At 34.6% G+C, this 16,291-nt stretch carries 11 protein-coding genes; 2 read left to right on the top strand and 9 right to left on the bottom strand.

Features of this window, described 5'->3' with window-relative positions; genetic code table 11:
* Positions 1 to 16 precede the first annotated feature (16 nt).
* From DK508_RS15025 to aspS, 6 genes are all read right to left on the bottom strand, one after another.
* Positions 17 to 214 (bottom strand): cold-shock protein, encoded by a 198-nt coding sequence (locus DK508_RS15025; protein ID WP_109301611.1) that lies wholly within the window; start codon positions 212 to 214, stop codon positions 17 to 19.
* An 87-nt stretch (positions 215 to 301) separates the two neighbouring features.
* Entirely contained in the window at positions 302 to 559 is a 258-nt protein-coding gene (locus tag DK508_RS15020; protein ID WP_109301610.1) for a hypothetical protein, read from the bottom strand.
* Between the two features lie 11 nt (positions 560 to 570).
* Positions 571 to 2,355 carry a chloride channel protein gene (locus DK508_RS15015; protein ID WP_109301609.1) on the bottom strand — a complete coding sequence of 595 codons (1,785 nt, stop codon included), beginning with the start codon at positions 2,353 to 2,355 and terminating at the stop codon, positions 571 to 573.
* Between the two features lie 25 nt (positions 2,356 to 2,380).
* Positions 2,381 to 3,220 carry a tetratricopeptide repeat protein gene (locus DK508_RS15010; protein WP_109301608.1) on the bottom strand — a complete coding sequence of 280 codons (840 nt, stop codon included), beginning with the start codon at positions 3,218 to 3,220 and terminating at the stop codon, positions 2,381 to 2,383.
* Entirely contained in the window at positions 3,192 to 3,737 is a 546-nt protein-coding gene (locus DK508_RS15005; protein ID WP_109301607.1) for a hypothetical protein, read from the bottom strand. Before DK508_RS15005 ends, DK508_RS15010 begins: the two co-directional genes overlap by 29 nt.
* 44 nt (positions 3,738 to 3,781) lie before the next feature.
* Positions 3,782 to 5,530, bottom strand: coding sequence for an aspartate--tRNA ligase (aspS, locus tag DK508_RS15000; protein ID WP_109301606.1), 1,749 nt, complete (start codon positions 5,528 to 5,530; stop codon positions 3,782 to 3,784).
* Between the two features lie 258 nt (positions 5,531 to 5,788).
* Between aspS and DK508_RS14995 the strand changes: the two genes are divergently transcribed.
* Positions 5,789 to 8,770, top strand: coding sequence for a SusC/RagA family TonB-linked outer membrane protein (locus DK508_RS14995; protein WP_109301605.1), 2,982 nt, complete (start codon positions 5,789 to 5,791; stop codon positions 8,768 to 8,770).
* Positions 8,771 to 8,789: 19 nt separating this feature from the next.
* Positions 8,790 to 10,121 (top strand): RagB/SusD family nutrient uptake outer membrane protein, encoded by a 1,332-nt coding sequence (locus DK508_RS14990; protein ID WP_109301604.1) that lies wholly within the window; start codon positions 8,790 to 8,792, stop codon positions 10,119 to 10,121.
* A 122-nt stretch (positions 10,122 to 10,243) separates the two neighbouring features.
* Here the strand turns inward: DK508_RS14990 and DK508_RS14985 are convergent, their stop codons facing one another.
* Genes DK508_RS14985 through DK508_RS14975 form a run of 3 tightly spaced genes read right to left on the bottom strand, consistent with a single transcriptional unit; the run spans position 10,244 to position 16,289 of the window.
* Positions 10,244 to 13,744 carry an efflux RND transporter permease subunit gene (locus tag DK508_RS14985; RefSeq protein WP_109301603.1) on the bottom strand — a complete coding sequence of 1,167 codons (3,501 nt, stop codon included), beginning with the start codon at positions 13,742 to 13,744 and terminating at the stop codon, positions 10,244 to 10,246.
* 9 nt (positions 13,745 to 13,753) lie between these two features.
* Entirely contained in the window at positions 13,754 to 14,920 is a 1,167-nt protein-coding gene (locus DK508_RS14980; protein WP_109301602.1) for an efflux RND transporter periplasmic adaptor subunit, read from the bottom strand.
* Positions 14,921 to 14,927: 7 nt separating this feature from the next.
* Positions 14,928 to 16,289 carry a TolC family protein gene (locus tag DK508_RS14975; protein ID WP_109301601.1) on the bottom strand — a complete coding sequence of 454 codons (1,362 nt, stop codon included), beginning with the start codon at positions 16,287 to 16,289 and terminating at the stop codon, positions 14,928 to 14,930.
* Positions 16,290 to 16,291: the final 2 nt, after the last annotated feature.

Raw genomic sequence — 16,291 nt, 5'->3', positions numbered from 1 at the left:
CTGGGTATTTTATATCTTATCCATGAATTACGCGAACATTTGCTGCGATAACTCCATTTCGTCCTTCTTCTTCCTGATACTCTACTTTGTCACCTTCGTTTAATGCATCGCCATCAATTCCTGTGGCGTGAACAAAGATGTCTTTTCCTGTTTCGTCGTTGGTAATAAATCCGTAACCTTTTGATTCATTAAAAAATTTAACTGTTCCTTCCATTGTAGTAAAAATAAAATAAATATTGAGTTCTAAAGTTAATCTTAAATATTTTATGATTCGTTATGAAAATGTGAATATTTTAAATAATCATGTCCGTTTGTTTTCTTTTTTTCCTTGGTACTCCCTCATTTTTCTAAGGTTTTCATCGGTTAGCATGTAATCCTTTACTTTTTTGTTTTTCCATCTGTGATAGATAAAAATAGGCATTAAAATAAATGATGCGACTAAGATTCCTACCCCTACAAATTTATCGCCCGAGGTATGATCTCCAGAATTTTTAAAGTAATACCCAATACAAACGAGTGCAATTACAGTTATGAAAAGGATTCTAATAATGTATTTCATATTAAAGTATATTATCCAGTAAAATTAATCAACTTTTGACGGTAAGAGGTAAGAAGTTTTGATTTTGATATGAATCCAAAGTACTTACCATTTTTGATTACTGGAAGATTCCAAACACCAGTATCTTGAAATTTTTTCATTACCGTTTTTGCATTGTCTTCTTCATATAAAATTATTGTTGATGATGGAGACATTAATGTATCCACTTTTATTTTGTGATATAATGTAATGTCAAACATTATATCTCTTATGTTATCTAAAGAAACAATTCCTACTAAGATATCATCTTCGTCTGTAACTGGAAATAAATTTCGATTAGACTTTGCAACAGCTTCACTTAGTAATTGTTTTAGTGTAAAGTTGGGTTTAACTGTAATGAAATTGGTTTCAATACAATCTTCTAAATTCATTAATGTGAGTACCGTTTGATCTTTGTCATGAGTAATTAGGTTACCTTGTTCGGCAAGTTCACGATTGTATATATTATGTTCTATTCTATTTTTAGAGATTATAAAGGAAATTGATGTGGTAATCATTAACGGTACGAATAACTCATAACTAGATGTTATTTCGGCAATCAAGAATATAGATGTGAGAGGAGCATGAAGTACTCCTGCAATAAGACCCGCCATTCCAAGGAGGGTGAAATTTGCTTCAGAAACTTCAAATCCTAACCCTAGATTGTTAATCACTTTGGATACGACATTACCCAAAGAACTACCCATAACCATAGTAGGAATAAATATACCTCCCGATCCTCCCGCTGCAAAAGTAGCGGTCATCGCCACTGCTTTAAAAATTGTAATTCCTGTTAATAAAGCGATAACAATCCAAATGTTATCAGTGATACTGTCAAAAGGTGTTTTTCCTATTGCGGTATAATGATCTCCATTTAATAAGTCATTAATAAAACCTAAACCTTCACCATAAAGGGGCGGAATAAAATATAACATGATCCCTATTGCAAGTCCTCCAATTAATAATCGATAAATTTTCTTAGAAAAGCGATCAAAAAAATGTAGAATACCAAAATACATTTTGGTGAAATAAATTGAAGCAACAGCGGTACCAACTCCTAGAATAATATAAAAAGGAGTATCGTAGATGTCAAATTTTTCGAGAACATCGAATCGAAATAGAACCTCGTCTCCTAAAAAGAAATACGAAGTAATAATTGATGAAACAGATGCAAAAAGTAAAGGTAATAGAGATGTAAGCGTTAGATCTAAACTAAATACTTCTACGGCAAAAACTAGTCCTGCTAGAGGAGATTTAAAAACAGACGATATTGCTCCGGCGGCAGCACAGCCAATCAATAAAAACCGAGTTTTATCACTTACTTTGAATAGATTACAAATATCAGAACTTAATGTCGATCCAGATCCAATTGCCGGACCTAAGAGTCCTACAGATCCTCCAAATCCTACCGTAATTGGCGCTAATATAAGAGGGAGGTAACCATGTATAGGTTTAATGATTCCGCTCTTCTTTGATAAGGAGTGCAGGATTAATGGGATTGCAGATCTTACATTTCTTTTGATGATATATTTAGTGAAGATATAAACGATTAAAAGACCTATAACTGGTATAATAAAATAAAACGAAGTCTGCCAAGATATGATATCACTTTGCAAAACTACTTGAATTAAGTGAGTAAGATTTTTTAAGAGTAATGATATTAATCCTGTGGCGAAACCAACAAGGATACTCAAGAGCAATATAAAGTTCTTATTAGAGATATTGCGATAACGCCATTTAAGAATTTTATATAACCAGGTTTTTTTTGAGGACGACATAGAAAATTACTTCGGTACTATAAAGTTAACTATTTTCTATTAGGTTCTGGACTTCTTCTAAATCTTGGATGTAAATTTGATACAATACCTCTACATATCCTCTAGTATGAAAATATCCATTATTAAAATCGTCTATTGCTTTTTGTATATGTTCTAAAGCTTTTACTTTATTCTCTTGCCAAAGAAAACATTTTGAGAGGTAGTAATGTGCATCTGCATAATGACCCCCAGAGTATTTTAGGACCTTTTGAAAATCGTGCATGGCATTTTGGTAATCCTTTTGTGCATAAAAGCCAATACCGCGATATAAAAAAGCAGTTACATCGGCGTAGTCTTCTCCTGAAGTTTTGATTTGGTCATTTATATATATGTCAAAATACGATCTTGATGCAGCGTATTCTTCTAGTCCAAGGTATGCTACACCTCGCATGTAGTTCACACTTTGTCCTTGCGGTGTGTCATCAAAATTTGGAGTTAAGATATCTGTAGCATCAAAATCTTCTATTGCTTTTTTATAATTTCTGTAGAAATATAGATATAAATAACCTCGCCATCCTTGCCATTCTTCGGGCTCTAATGCTACAGCCTTATCAAATAAAGGTTTCCATTTTGTGGGCATTCCTCTTTTTAAATATGGAATAGATAATTCTCTCCATGCATCAGAGTTTTCCGGATCTATAGCGATCGCTTTTTCGACAAAAGTCATCATTTTTGGAGAACCTTGAAAATTAGGTGTAAGAAGAATTGTTCCTCCGTTGATCATACGATCAGCTTCAGCTTTTTGTTCTTCTTTCGTTTTTGTAGTACTACAAGACGAGATGATGATAATTAAAATGCTAAGGAAGTATTTCACTGATCTCTCCATTTTCTATTTTATAAGATACATACATATAATAATCTCTAGCTTCTTCTTTATACGTAAAAATATTCCAGTGACGGGATTGAGCGGTTAACTCAAAAAATTGATCTACTAACTTTTTATGTAATTTGGTTTCCTCTAAGTTAAGATCCATTTGGATAACCTCAAATCGACCAGGTTCGCCTTTGCAATTTATGATAAACCTAAAATTGAGATAACCAGAATCTGTAAATTGAGAGTTTGTATATGCTGATAATATGTTGTTTTTAAAAACACCTTTGTTTATAGCATAAGCAATTTTGGGAGCTCCGTGATGAGTTTTAAAAATGCGCTCTTCACTACATATTTCAAAATTAGTACTTGAAACAGTTTTTTGCGGATCAAGATATCCAATGTAGTGCGGGTACTTTTCTGTATTAATAGTATGCTTTCCCACATGTAGATAATAATACCCTAGAACAACGGTTATGGTAATCAGAGCTATTGAAACAAAAATTATGAGTACTACTTTCAGTATTTTCATGGCCTAAAAGTAAAAAATCCCGCTTAATAGCGGGATAAATATGATTACAAATCAAGTTTTATATTAAGTTCTTTGAGCTGTTCTTGATCGATATTTGCAGGAGCATCGATCATTACATCACGGCCACTATTGTTTTTTGGGAAAGCAATATAATCCCTAATAGTTTCCTGGCCTCCAAGAATAGCAACTAATCTATCAAATCCAAAAGCAATTCCTCCGTGAGGAGGAGCCCCATATTGGAAAGCATCCATTAAAAAACCAAATTGTGCTTTGGCTTCTTCAGGTGTAAAGCCTAAATGATCAAACATTAATGCTTGGGTTTCTTTATCATGAATACGAATAGAACCTCCGCCTATTTCATTTCCATTTAATACTAAGTCATATGCGTTGGCACGGACATCACCTGGTTTAGAATCTAAAAGTGCAATGTCTTCTGGTTTTGGTGAGGTAAAAGGATGGTGCATAGCGTGGTAACGCTCGGTGTCTTCATCCCATTCTAATAATGGGAAGTCAACTACCCATAACGGAGCAAATTCTTCTGGATTTCTTAATCCAAGTCGCTCTGCCAGTTCCATACGTAATGCACTTAGTTGTGCTCTCACTTTATTGATTTGACCTGATAATACACAAATTAAATCGCCAGCATTTGCTCCAGTAGTTTTTGCCCAATTTGCCAAATCTTCCTGATCGTAAAACTTATCTACAGATGATTTAAAGGTTCCATCTTCGTTACATTTTACATATACCATTCCTAAGGCACCAACTTGTGGGCGTCTTACCCAATCAATAAGTTTGTCGATCTCTTTTCTGGTATATGAAGCTCCTCCCGGAACGGCTATACCAACTACTAATTCGGCATCATTAAATACTTTAAAATCTTTATGTTGAGCTACACTATTGAGTTCGCCAAATTTCATTCCAAAACGAATATCTGGTTTGTCATTACCATAAGTTTTCATCGCTTCGGCATAAGTCATTCTTGGGAAATCTGCAATTTCGACATTTTTGATTTCCTTTAATAAATGACGTGTTAACCCTTCGAAAATAGTAAGTATATCTTCTTGTTCAACAAAAGCCATTTCACAATCTATTTGTGTAAATTCTGGCTGTCGATCTGCTCTAAGATCCTCATCTCTGAAACATTTTACGATTTGAAAATATTTATCCATTCCACCAACCATAAGCAGTTGCTTAAATGTTTGCGGAGATTGAGGTAATGCATAAAATTGACCTTCATTCATTCTAGAAGGAACTACAAAATCTCGAGCACCTTCGGGTGTAGATTTAATCAAATAAGGTGTTTCTACTTCAACGAAATCTTCTTTCGATAAGTAGTTACGAACTTTCATCGCTACTTGATGTCTAAACATCAAACTGTTCTTTACAGGGTTTCGACGTATATCGAGATACCTGTATTTCATTCGAATATCCTCACCACCATCGGTTTCATCTTCTATAGTAAATGGAGGAACCAAGGCTTCGTTAAGAATGTTGAATTCGCTCACTAAAATTTCAATTTCTCCTGTAGGGATATTTTTGTTTTTAGATTCACGTTCGATTACCGTTCCAGTAACCTGAATTACAAATTCACGACCTAGGTTTTTTGCCTTCTCCACAACTTCCTTTGGAGTACGTTGCTCATCAAATATTAATTGTGTAATCCCATAGCGATCTCTTAGATCTACCCATATCATAAACCCTTTGTCTCTCGTTTTCTGAACCCAACCAGAAAGGGTAATTTCTTTGTTAATATCTGTGGCACGTAATTCGCCGCAAGAGTGACTTCTATACATAATAGTGATATCTTATTATAAGGCTGCAAAAATAAGAAAGTTTTAAGGTAATTATGTACGGATCATAAGAAAATGCATGTGTAAACAAATTGTTAAATAATAAACAGGAGAACAGAAAATGTTAATAATTTAATATTTTGATAGTTTAAGTGCTTATTTTATATCTGATTAAAAGATTTCGTACGAACAATTGTTAGTTTTAACATTTTTTTATAAATATCTTTTAATAGATTTAACCAAACATTTAAACAAATCATTATGAAAAAACAAACTCATTTTGGCAAAATGAAAATTTTGCTACTATTACTGCTATTTTTTCCTGTCATACTTTTTGCACAGGAGACGATCACTGGTAAAGTGGTCATCCAGGGTTCGGGGGAACCTGGGGCATTTGTTAATATTATCGAGGATGGGACAAATAACGGAACAGCCACAGATATAGATGGTAACTTCTCTATCACCGTTAGTGCTGTGCCAGTAACACTTAGAGCTACGGCACTTGGATTTACAGATACAACTGTAACCGTGCAAGCCGCTGGAGATATCACTATAGAAATAGCCGAATCATCTGAAGCACTTGAAGAAGTTGTTGTAACAGGTTTAGCAACTTCTGTAAAAAGAAGTAATGCAGCCAATGCTGTAGCTTCTGTCTCTGCTGAAGATTTGGCTGGATTAACGCCACCACAAACACTTGATGGAGCTTTAGCTGGTAAGTTTGCAGGAGCTTTAATTACAAAAAGTTCTGGAGCACCAGGTGGAGGTATAGCTGTTAAATTAAGAGGGGTAACTTCTATTAATGGTAATTCACAACCTTTATATATAGTAGATGGTGTTTATGTAAATAACAATAGTATCTCGGCTGCAGGTTTAAATGCAGTATCTGGAGCTTCTGGGGGTGGTAATGCATCTAATCAGGATAATCCTTCTAACAGGATCGCAGATATAAATCCAGATGATATTGAAAGTGTAGAGATTCTAAAAGGAGCTTCGGCTGCTGCAATTTATGGAGCGAGAGCTGCTGCAGGGGTTGTTATTATAACAACTAAAAAAGGTAAACGAGGACAAACAAAAATATCTTTTTCTCAAGATGTAGGATTTAATACTATTCTTAGAGCAAGAGGACAAAGAAACTTTACTGCTGCCACTGCTGAAGCATTAGGTGCTGGTAATGGAGCTTTATTTACAGCTGCTCAAAATAACGGAACACTTGTAGATTTTGAAGATGAAATCTATGGAGAGAAAGGATTTATTAATAATACGAGCGTAAATATTTCTGGTGGATCTGATAATACACTGTTTTATGCTGCTTTTTCTAATAATGAAGAAGATGGTATTGTAGATAATACAGGATATAATAGAAAATCAATCCGTTTTAACTTAGATCATGATTTCTTTGATAGAAGAGCTAAACTTTCTTTGACTACGAATTATGTTGATTCGCAATCAGACAGAGGGTTTTTTAACAATGATAATACAGGTACTACTATTGGAGTAGCACTTTCTTCTACACCACCATGGGCACAGTTATTTCCTGATGCTAATGGTAATTATCCAGATAATCCATTTGGTTCTTCAAATCCATTACAAACCAGAGATTTGATTACCAATAGAGAAGATGTAAATAGATTTATAATAGGTAGTTCTCTTGATGTTAAGATTTTTGAGAACGATAATTCTAATTTGAAATTAGTTTTAAGAGGTGGGGTTGATTACTACGAATTAATAACTACAGCAATCTTTCCTGAAACATTACAATTTCAAAAACCCTCTAATGGAGGTTTGAATGGTCTTAGTGCGTTAGGAACAACTGAAAATAAAGATGCTAACTACTCTGCTTTTTTAGTTCATAATTATACAACGGCAAATGATCTTAGTTTTACTACTCAAGGAGGTCTTACAAAACAAACTTTTTCTAGAAATACAGTAAGAACTACAACTACAGATTTGATTGCTTCTCAAACAAACTTAGATCAAGGAGCAAATACAAGTGTTACTCAGTTTAGACAAGAACAAGAAGATCAAGGATTTTTTGTTCAGGAAGAATTAAATTATCAAGATAAAATTATTGGAACACTTGGGGTAAGAGGTGATAAATCTAGTAATAATGGAGATGCTAATGAGTTATTTTACTATCCAAAAGCATCAGCAGCTGTAAACTTACACAATTTTGATTTTTGGAAAGTTCCTGTAATGAATCAATTTAAGGTGAGAGCTGCATATGGTGAAGCCGGAAACTTTGCACCTAATGGAGCACTGTTTACTGCATATACGAATTCATTAATAGATGGTAATGTTGGTATTATCGTTCCACTTACTCTTGGAGATCCAAATATTACTCCTGAAAGACAAAAAGAATTTGAAATTGGTTTTGATGCGAGTTTCTTTGATAGTAGAATTGGATTAGAATTTTCATACTATAATAAAACGGTTGATGATCTTATTTTAAGAGCTAATGCAGAGCCATCTTCTGGTTTTGGAACTAGATTTGCAAATGCAGGTAACCTAGAGAACAGAGGTATAGAGATTTCTTTAAACGCTAATGTAATCGAGAAAGATAATTTTAATTGGAGTACTAATTTAATATTCTTTACGAATGATTCAGAGATTACACAACTAGATGTTGCTGCTTTTAACCTTGGAGGTTTTGGTGCTGGTCTAGGAACTTTTAGAATTGAAGAAGGAAAAAGTGCTACGCAAATTGTTGGTAATGATGCCAATGGTAATTTAGTAGTTCTAGGAGATGCTGCACCAGATTTTCAAATGACATGGAGTAATAACCTAAACTATAAAGACTTTACTTTATCTTTCTTATGGCATTGGAAACAAGGAGGTGATAATATTAACTTAACAAATCTATTAACAGATTTTGGAGGAACAAGTCCTGATTTTGATGGTTTTGATGTAGATCCAGCTGGAGCAACTGCAAATGGTCCTTTTAGAATTGGAGCATTTAGAGCAGGAAATGCAACTCCGTTTGTAGAAGACGCATCTTACCTTAGATTAAGAGAAATAGGTTTATATTACAACTTATCAAGCAAGATACGTGAGCAGATTTTTGGAAAATATGTTTCGAATCTTAAGGTAGGATTTTCAGGAAATAATCTAATCAATGTTTTTGATTATAATAGTTATGACCCAGAGGTTTCAAATTTTGGTTCTAATGGATTATCTACAGGAGTTGAGGTAACACCATTCCCTTCTTCAAAGAGATATTTATTTCACTTAGCTGTTGACTTTTAAATAAAAAAATTATAAGAAAATGAAGATACTAAAGAATATTTTAATATTAGGTTTGTTTTCGTTGGCAGTAATTTCTTGCGAAATTGAAGATGCAACAAACTTAAACGGACCTACTACCGATTCGGCGTCGGAAGATTTGTCTAGAGCAGAATTAATACAAACAATGGCCGGAGCACTTGCAGATATGAGAGGGAGATTAGGAACTCAAATAGATGCAAATGCAGTTGCTGGTCGTGAATACTGGAGATTTCAGAGTTCTGACCCAAGATGGACTGCAGATTTATTGACAGGAACATTAGATAATAACACGTTTTATACAACAGGTCCTTTTGCAGCTCGATATGCTACAGTTAAGGATATTAACTTGATTTTAGCAGGGCTAGAAAACTCGTCAGCTGATTTTTCGGAAGCAGAGAAAGCGGCAACCAGAGGTTTTGCAAATACGATCAAAGCACATGAGTTATTGATGGTGTTGAATCAGCAATTTCAAAATGGAATACGTTTAGATGTTAATGATCCAGATAACCTAGGTCCTTTTGTTAGTTTTGATGAAGGATTAACAGCTATTTTTGATATGTTAACTGCGGCAACAACAGATTTATCTAATGGAGGTACTGCTTTTCCTTTTACTGTACCTGCAGGTTTTGATGGTTTAAAAGCTGATGCTGCAGAGGATATTACTCCTGCGGATTTTGCGACATTTACTAATGGTTTAGCAGCAAGGGTTGAAGCATATAGAGGTAATTATGCATCTGTTATTACATTGTTAGGAAACTCTTTTATGGATATGGGAGGAAGCCTTGCAACGGGAGCGTATTTTACATTTTCTCTTACAGGTGCTGATATTGCTAATCCTTTGTTTTTTGCGCAGAATTCTACCGTTGCAAATGCAAGAATAGCACATCCATCATTTATAACCGATGCAGAAGCAGGAGATACAAGATTGGGTAAAGCTACTTTAAGAGATGCTTCATTGACTTCGGATGGTTTAACAGGTACTCATGATGTATTTATTTATACCAGTAACATAGCTCCTGTTGGAATTATGAGAAATGAAGAATTGATCTTACTTTCTGCTGAAGCTAATCATATTACTGACCCACCAGCGGCTGTAGCTGCAATTGATGTGATTAGAACTGCTGCAGGTTTACCTGCTTATACAGGAGGAACTACTCCAGCAGAATTAGTTACTGAAATTTTAAATCAGAGAAGATACTCTTTGTATGCTGAAGGTGGTCATAGATGGATTGATCTAAGAAGATTTAATAGATTAAGTGATCTAGAACCATTGGATAGAGCAGGAGACGCTACTTTTGAGCAATTTCCTACTCCGGCAAATGAGAATAGGTAATACTAGAAGTATTTAAATTATAGAAACGCCGCAATTTGCGGCGTTTTTTTGGTACTAACAGTAATTAAAAATGCCACACGTGAGTGTGGCATTTTCTTTATCAATTTTACATAGTATTACACTTAGGCTGTAGCTGGAACAGCAACTTCTGCCTTTGCGTTTCTTTTTCTTTTTAACCACACTTTAAACTTACTTACTATAAAAAATAAGCAGGGTACAATAATAAGTGTTAGGAACGTAGCTATAATTAATCCGTAAATTACGGTCCATGCTAATGGTCCCCAGAAAATTACATTATCTCCACCCAAATATATTTTAGGATCACCGGTATTAAATAAAGAGAAGAAATCTAAGTTAAAACCAATTGCCAAAGGTATTAATCCTAATACTGTTGTAATTGCAGTTAATAATACAGGCCTTAAACGAGCTTTCCCTCCTTTAATGATTATTTGCATTACTTCTTCATTTGGTAGTAACTTATTTTCGGGCATATTAAGCTCTGCTTTTTTACGATCAATAAGTAATTGTGTATAATCCAGAAGAACCACACCATTGTTTACTACAATACCAGCTAGTGAAATAATCCCCATCATAGTCATCATAATAACAAAAGAAGATCCAGTAACTAGAATACCACCAAATACTCCTATAAAACTCAAAAAGATAGCGATCATGATGATAGTTGGTTTAGAAATAGAGCTGAACTGAAAAACGAGAATTAACATAATAAGTCCTAATCCAGTGAAAAAAGCACCCATTAAGAAAGCCATTTGTTTTCCTTGTTCTTCAATTTGACCTGTATAATCAATTTTTACACCTCGTGGTAGTTTTTGAAAACTTGCCATTTCGGTTTGTATTTGAGAAACAATTGCTCCCGCATCTGTAAATCCAGGTTGTAAACCAGAATATACAGTTACTACTCGATTGGCGTCTCTATGTTTAATTGCACTAAAAGAGGAAGTGTTTTTTTGTGATGCTACTGTTGAAACCGGAATCTCTCTTAGTTGCCCACTGGCTTGATCTCTAAAAGTGATGTTTTGATTAAAAAGAGCACTGGTATTATATCTGTTGTCTTCATTAAAACGTACATAGATATCATAATCTTCACCATCTTTTTTGTACACTCCGGCTTTTTCTCCAAAAATTGAGCGACGTAACTGATTACCTACCTGACCAGCTGCAACACCAAGTTCCCCTGCTTTTTGGCGATCTACAACCACTTGCATAGCTGGTTTACCCTTATTTACATCAATTTTTAATTCTTCAATACCTGGGATGTTTTTCTCATTAATAAAGTTTCGCATTTGCTCGGCGATATTAATCAAATCATCATAATCAGGTCCTTCTATTTCTATATTAATGGGGTATCCTGCTGGTGGTCCAACAGCATCTTTTTCTACAGAGATTGCGATACCTGGATAAATACCTTTAAGATCTTCTTGTACCTTTTGACGTAGTAATTCAGAATCTTTTCCTTTTCGATATTTATACTCACGCATGGTAGCAGTAATCTTAGCTCGGTGTGGCATTTCAGCATTACTTCCTCCATCAGTTTGAGGATTACCAGCACCTTCACCAACTTGCGAAACTGCAGACTCTACTAAGAAATTATAATTTTCACCTTCAACATATTCTTTATCACTTACTACCGCATATACTCTTTGTTCAATTTCTTTGGTGATAGCATTTGTCTTGTCTATATCTGTTCCTTGAGGGTATTCTATATAGACTACAATTTGATTGGGTTTATTATCTGGGAAAAATTCTACTTTGGTTCTTTGACTACCAATTGAGGCTCCAAACATTCCAAAAACAATAAACAATAATAGAAAGGTTCCAATAGTAAAAGCATATAGTTTCCAGCCTTTAAGAGCAAAAGTTAAGAAACGTTGATACCTGTTTTCTAGCCAAGCTAAAATTCTTCTCTGGAAAAAATTAGCAGCTCCTTTTAGTACATAACGATACAACCAAAACATTGCTGCTGTTGCAATCATTAGACTTCCTAATGCCCGTACTTGCCCACCTACCAGTAAAATGAAAATTCCCAGTCCACCTAAAATGATACTTAATCTAATAAGCTGTTTACGCGATAAGACCTTTTCGCCAACTTCCATAAATTGGGATACCAACATAGAGTTTATAAAGATTGCCACGAATAAGGATGAACCTAATACTACAGAGAGGGTAATAGGGAAATAAATCATGAACTGCCCCATAACACCAGGCCACATTCCTAGAGGTATAAATGCCGCTACAGTGGTTGCGGTTGATATAATTATCGGGAAAGCAATTTCTCCAATTCCTTTTTTGGCTGCTTCTATACGTGACATCCCTTCTTCTTCCATAAGGCGATATACGTTTTCTACAACTACGATACCATTATCAACCAACATTCCTAGTCCCATAATCAAGGCGAATAGAATCATCGTATTCATGGTATATCCCAAAAGAGATAAAATCATAAATGACATGAACATAGACATTGGGATCGCGAACCCCACAAATAGAGCATTTCTAAACCCTAAGAAAAACATCAATACACCTACTACTAATATGATACCAAAAATGATATTATTTACGAGATCACTTACTTGATTTTCGGTCTTGGCAGATTGATCATTGGCTACACTAATTTTTAAATCTTTAGGAAACACATCTTCTTTGGCTTCATCAAGAATAACATTAATTTTTTCTACCGCTTCAATCATGTTTTTTCCAGAGCGTTTCTTTACATCTAACATTACTACACTCTCTCCGTATTCTCTGGCATAGGTAGTTTTGTCTTCTTCTTTAAAAGTGACTTTGGCAATATCTCTTAAGTATACAGCACCATCTTGAGATTTTACTACAAAATCATCTAGTTGTGATGGGCGGTCGATTTCTCCAAGAATCCTTATCGTACGACGTTGTCCACTGCTAATCATGTTTCCGGCAGACATGGTCATGTTTCCGTTTCGGATAGTGTTGATTACATCATCAAAACTTACTTTGGCTGCCATCATTTTATAAATGTCTACAGCTACTTCAACTTCTTTCTCCTGTGCTCCACGAATATCTGCTTTTTTGATTTCGGGTAAATCCCCAATCTCATCCTCGAGATACTCTGCATATTCTTTTAATTTCTCTACTGGATAATCCCCTGTGATATTGATATTCATAATGGGGGTTTCTTCAGAAATGCTTAAGTCAAAAACATTGGGTTCTACTTTTGCTCCATTAAAAGTTGGCCAATCTTCATTTGCTTTTTCAGAATCTACTTCGTCCTTTACCTTTTGTTTGGCTTCTGGTACGCTAAGTTCTTCATCAAATTCTACAGTAAGAATAGCATAATCCTCTTGTGAGGTGGATAAAATCTCTACGACATTACTTACGTTTTTTAGTTTATCTTCTAAAGGGTCTACAATTAACCTCTCAATATCTTCTGAAGTATTACCAGGATAGGGAACACTTATATATATTTTAGTCTCATTGATCTCAGGGAAGTTCTCTCTTGGCATAGAAAAATATGCCGATAAACCTAACACCAAAAAGATACCTATCATAACATAGATGGTCGTAGGGTTATCTATCGCCCAAGAGGATAATCTAAATTCCTTATCTACTTTTTTCTTATTGATTTCCATAATGGGATTTTAGTTTAAAATTTTCACTTTTTGACCATCTTTTACGCTTCTAGCTCCTTCGCTAATAATAGCATCACCAGCATTGATTCCGTTTAAGATCTCGATAAAATCACCTTGAGTTTTTCCGGTTTTTACAATTACTCTCTTAGCTTCGGCTATATTTTGAGCATCTTTTCCGGAAGTAACATAAGTATATTGATCACCCTCAGAATTTTCAGAAAGAATACTCTGTGGGATCAGTATTGCTTTTTCATTCGTGTAATCATTAATCTTTACTTTGGCTGTAAGGTTTGGTTTTACAGTTCCTTCATTAGAAGGAATACCTACTTCAACCATAAAAGATCGGTTGTTTGGGTTAATGTAATTTCCTACTTGACGAATTTTAGTATTGATAGTTTTTCCTAACACAGGAAAAAAGACTTGTACATTTTTCCCCACGGTAACATTAGGTATGTAACGCTCTGGCACTTCTGTTTCGATATACATATTGTTAAGATTAACAATACGAATAACGGCATTTTGCCCAGGAGAAACCACACTTCCTTGCTCGGTAATCACATCGTCAATAACACCCGAAAAAGGAGCGTTAATAGTTGTTTTTGCCAATTGACGTTTAATTTGATTAACAGCATTTTGTTGTGCTTCAAAAGTCGTTTTGGCCTGTAAATATTGTATTTCTGAACCTATCTTTTGTTCCCAAAGTCTCTTTTGGCGGTCAAAAGTGGTTTTGGCCAATTCTGTTTGGACCTCTACCTGAGATAACTGCTGGCTCAATCCTCCATCATCAATTCTGGCTAGTAATTGTCCTTTAACTACTTTTTGTCCTTCTTTTACATACACCCTAGTTAGCACTCCTCCCATTTCTGGATAAAGCACAATATTTTGTTTAGTTTCTACATTTCCTTGTAACTCCAAATAGTGATTAAATAATGTGTCTTTAGCCATTATGGTAGTTACCAGTGGTAATTTTTTTATAGTATCTAAATCTGCAATTGCCTCATCTAATTGTTTTAATTGATCGGCAACCTCTTGCTGTTGTGTTACAATTTCGGTTCTTTTAGCTCGTAACGCTTGAAGATTACCATCCTCTATAATTTTATCGATAGACTTTGAGTCGCTTTGTCCACATGAAATGATAAGAAGTGATATGGATAATATGGTAAGTATCTTTTTCATAATATGGTTACTTATTTTTAGGTGTATTTAAAATCGTTTCTAATGCTGCTTTTTTATTAATAATATCAAGCATGGTTTGCAGTACTTCACTCTGTGAACTATATAATTGTAATTGGGCTTGTCTTAGATCAAAACTTGTAGCCAATCCTTCAGAATATTTGATTTGATTCTTTTTTTCTATACGCTCTGCTAATGCTAAATTTTGTTTAGAAGTGTCAAAATTTTCGATAGAAAGTTTATAATCACTAATGGCAGAGTTGTACTGGAGTTGAATCTCTTGTTGTGCTCTTATAAAATCCGTATTTGATTGCTCAAAAGCTATTTTGGCTTGTTGAGATCTTGCACTTCTTTTTAAAGAGCTAAAAATCGGAATATTAAGACTTACGCCGAGAACTGATGATTGAAACCATCTAGTGTCGCTATCAAAAAACACAAAATCATTATCAAATGCCGAAGTACCATAATTTACAAATGCAGATAAACGAGGAAGTGCACGACTTTTTTCAAGTTTAAGTTCCAATCTTCTTTGTTCGGTAAGAAGAAAAGCTAATCTGTAATCTACATTGTTTTCCATAATAAAGGGAGTAGTAGTTACAGATTGATCCATGTTTTTCATCGTTAAACTATCCAAATCATCAGAAAGAGTGGTGTTAGAATTAACATCAACACCGATAGCTAGATTAAACATCTGCAAGGCTATTTCTTCTAAACGTTCTGCATTACTTAATTGATTTTTGATTTGTAGTAATGTGATTTGCAATTGTTCTGCATCTTCCTCCTCGGCAAGTCCGTTTTCAAAAATCGTTTTAGTTTCTTGGTAGTTTTTTTCAAGAGTACTTGCGTTGTTCTGAAGAATTTTCACACTTTCTTGAGCAACGAGTACACTTCCGTACGCATTGATCACTCCTTTTTTAACTTCTAATAAAACTTTCTCTTCAGAATCGTTATTAAACTGTAGAAAACTTTTTGCGGCTTCAAGTCCTACTAAATATGATCCATCGAAGATAAGTTGATTTAGAGTGGCTGTGGCTGATGCCTGTTGTTTGGTTCCAAAAACTACAGGGACAAATGTGCCTGGATTTCCACCGGCAACTTCACCAGGAATTAATGTAACGGGTTGTTTTAATTGGTTTTGATAATCAATTACGCCGCTTATTTGTGGTAACCCATCTGCAGTGGTTTCCCATTTCCTCTTAAGAGCTTTTGCAACATCACGTCTTGCATTAATCGATTGGTAACTATTTTCTAATGCAAACTCAATAGCTTCGTTCAAAGTAAATGAGTAAATAGAATCAGTTGGTGATTGTTGAGCCTGTATTGTGGTTATACACAGCCAACCAAGGCAAAATAACCAAAGGTTGTTTTTCATAT

Source organism: Aquimarina sp. AU474 (assembly GCF_900312815.1).
Classification (GTDB): Bacteria; Bacteroidota; Bacteroidia; order Flavobacteriales; family Flavobacteriaceae; genus Aquimarina.
The sequence above is the reverse complement of the archived record's forward strand: the minus strand, read 5'-3'. Positions and strand labels throughout refer to the sequence as shown.

Coding starts and splice junctions, on each gene's coding strand:
- DK508_RS15025 (WP_109301611.1), bottom strand. CDS start 214: ATGGAAGGAACAGTTAAATTTTTTAATGAATCAAAAGGTTACGGATTT.
- DK508_RS15020 (WP_109301610.1), bottom strand. CDS start 559: ATGAAATACATTATTAGAATCCTTTTCATAACTGTAATTGCACTCGTT.
- DK508_RS15015 (WP_109301609.1), bottom strand. CDS start 2,355: ATGTCGTCCTCAAAAAAAACCTGGTTATATAAAATTCTTAAATGGCGT.
- DK508_RS15010 (WP_109301608.1), bottom strand. CDS start 3,220: ATGGAGAGATCAGTGAAATACTTCCTTAGCATTTTAATTATCATCATC.
- DK508_RS15005 (WP_109301607.1), bottom strand. CDS start 3,737: ATGAAAATACTGAAAGTAGTACTCATAATTTTTGTTTCAATAGCTCTG.
- aspS (WP_109301606.1), bottom strand. CDS start 5,530: ATGTATAGAAGTCACTCTTGCGGCGAATTACGTGCCACAGATATTAAC.
- DK508_RS14995 (WP_109301605.1), top strand. CDS start 5,789: ATGAAAAAACAAACTCATTTTGGCAAAATGAAAATTTTGCTACTATTA.
- DK508_RS14990 (WP_109301604.1), top strand. CDS start 8,790: ATGAAGATACTAAAGAATATTTTAATATTAGGTTTGTTTTCGTTGGCA.
- DK508_RS14985 (WP_109301603.1), bottom strand. CDS start 13,744: ATGGAAATCAATAAGAAAAAAGTAGATAAGGAATTTAGATTATCCTCT.
- DK508_RS14980 (WP_109301602.1), bottom strand. CDS start 14,920: ATGAAAAAGATACTTACCATATTATCCATATCACTTCTTATCATTTCA.
- DK508_RS14975 (WP_109301601.1), bottom strand. CDS start 16,289: ATGAAAAACAACCTTTGGTTATTTTGCCTTGGTTGGCTGTGTATAACC.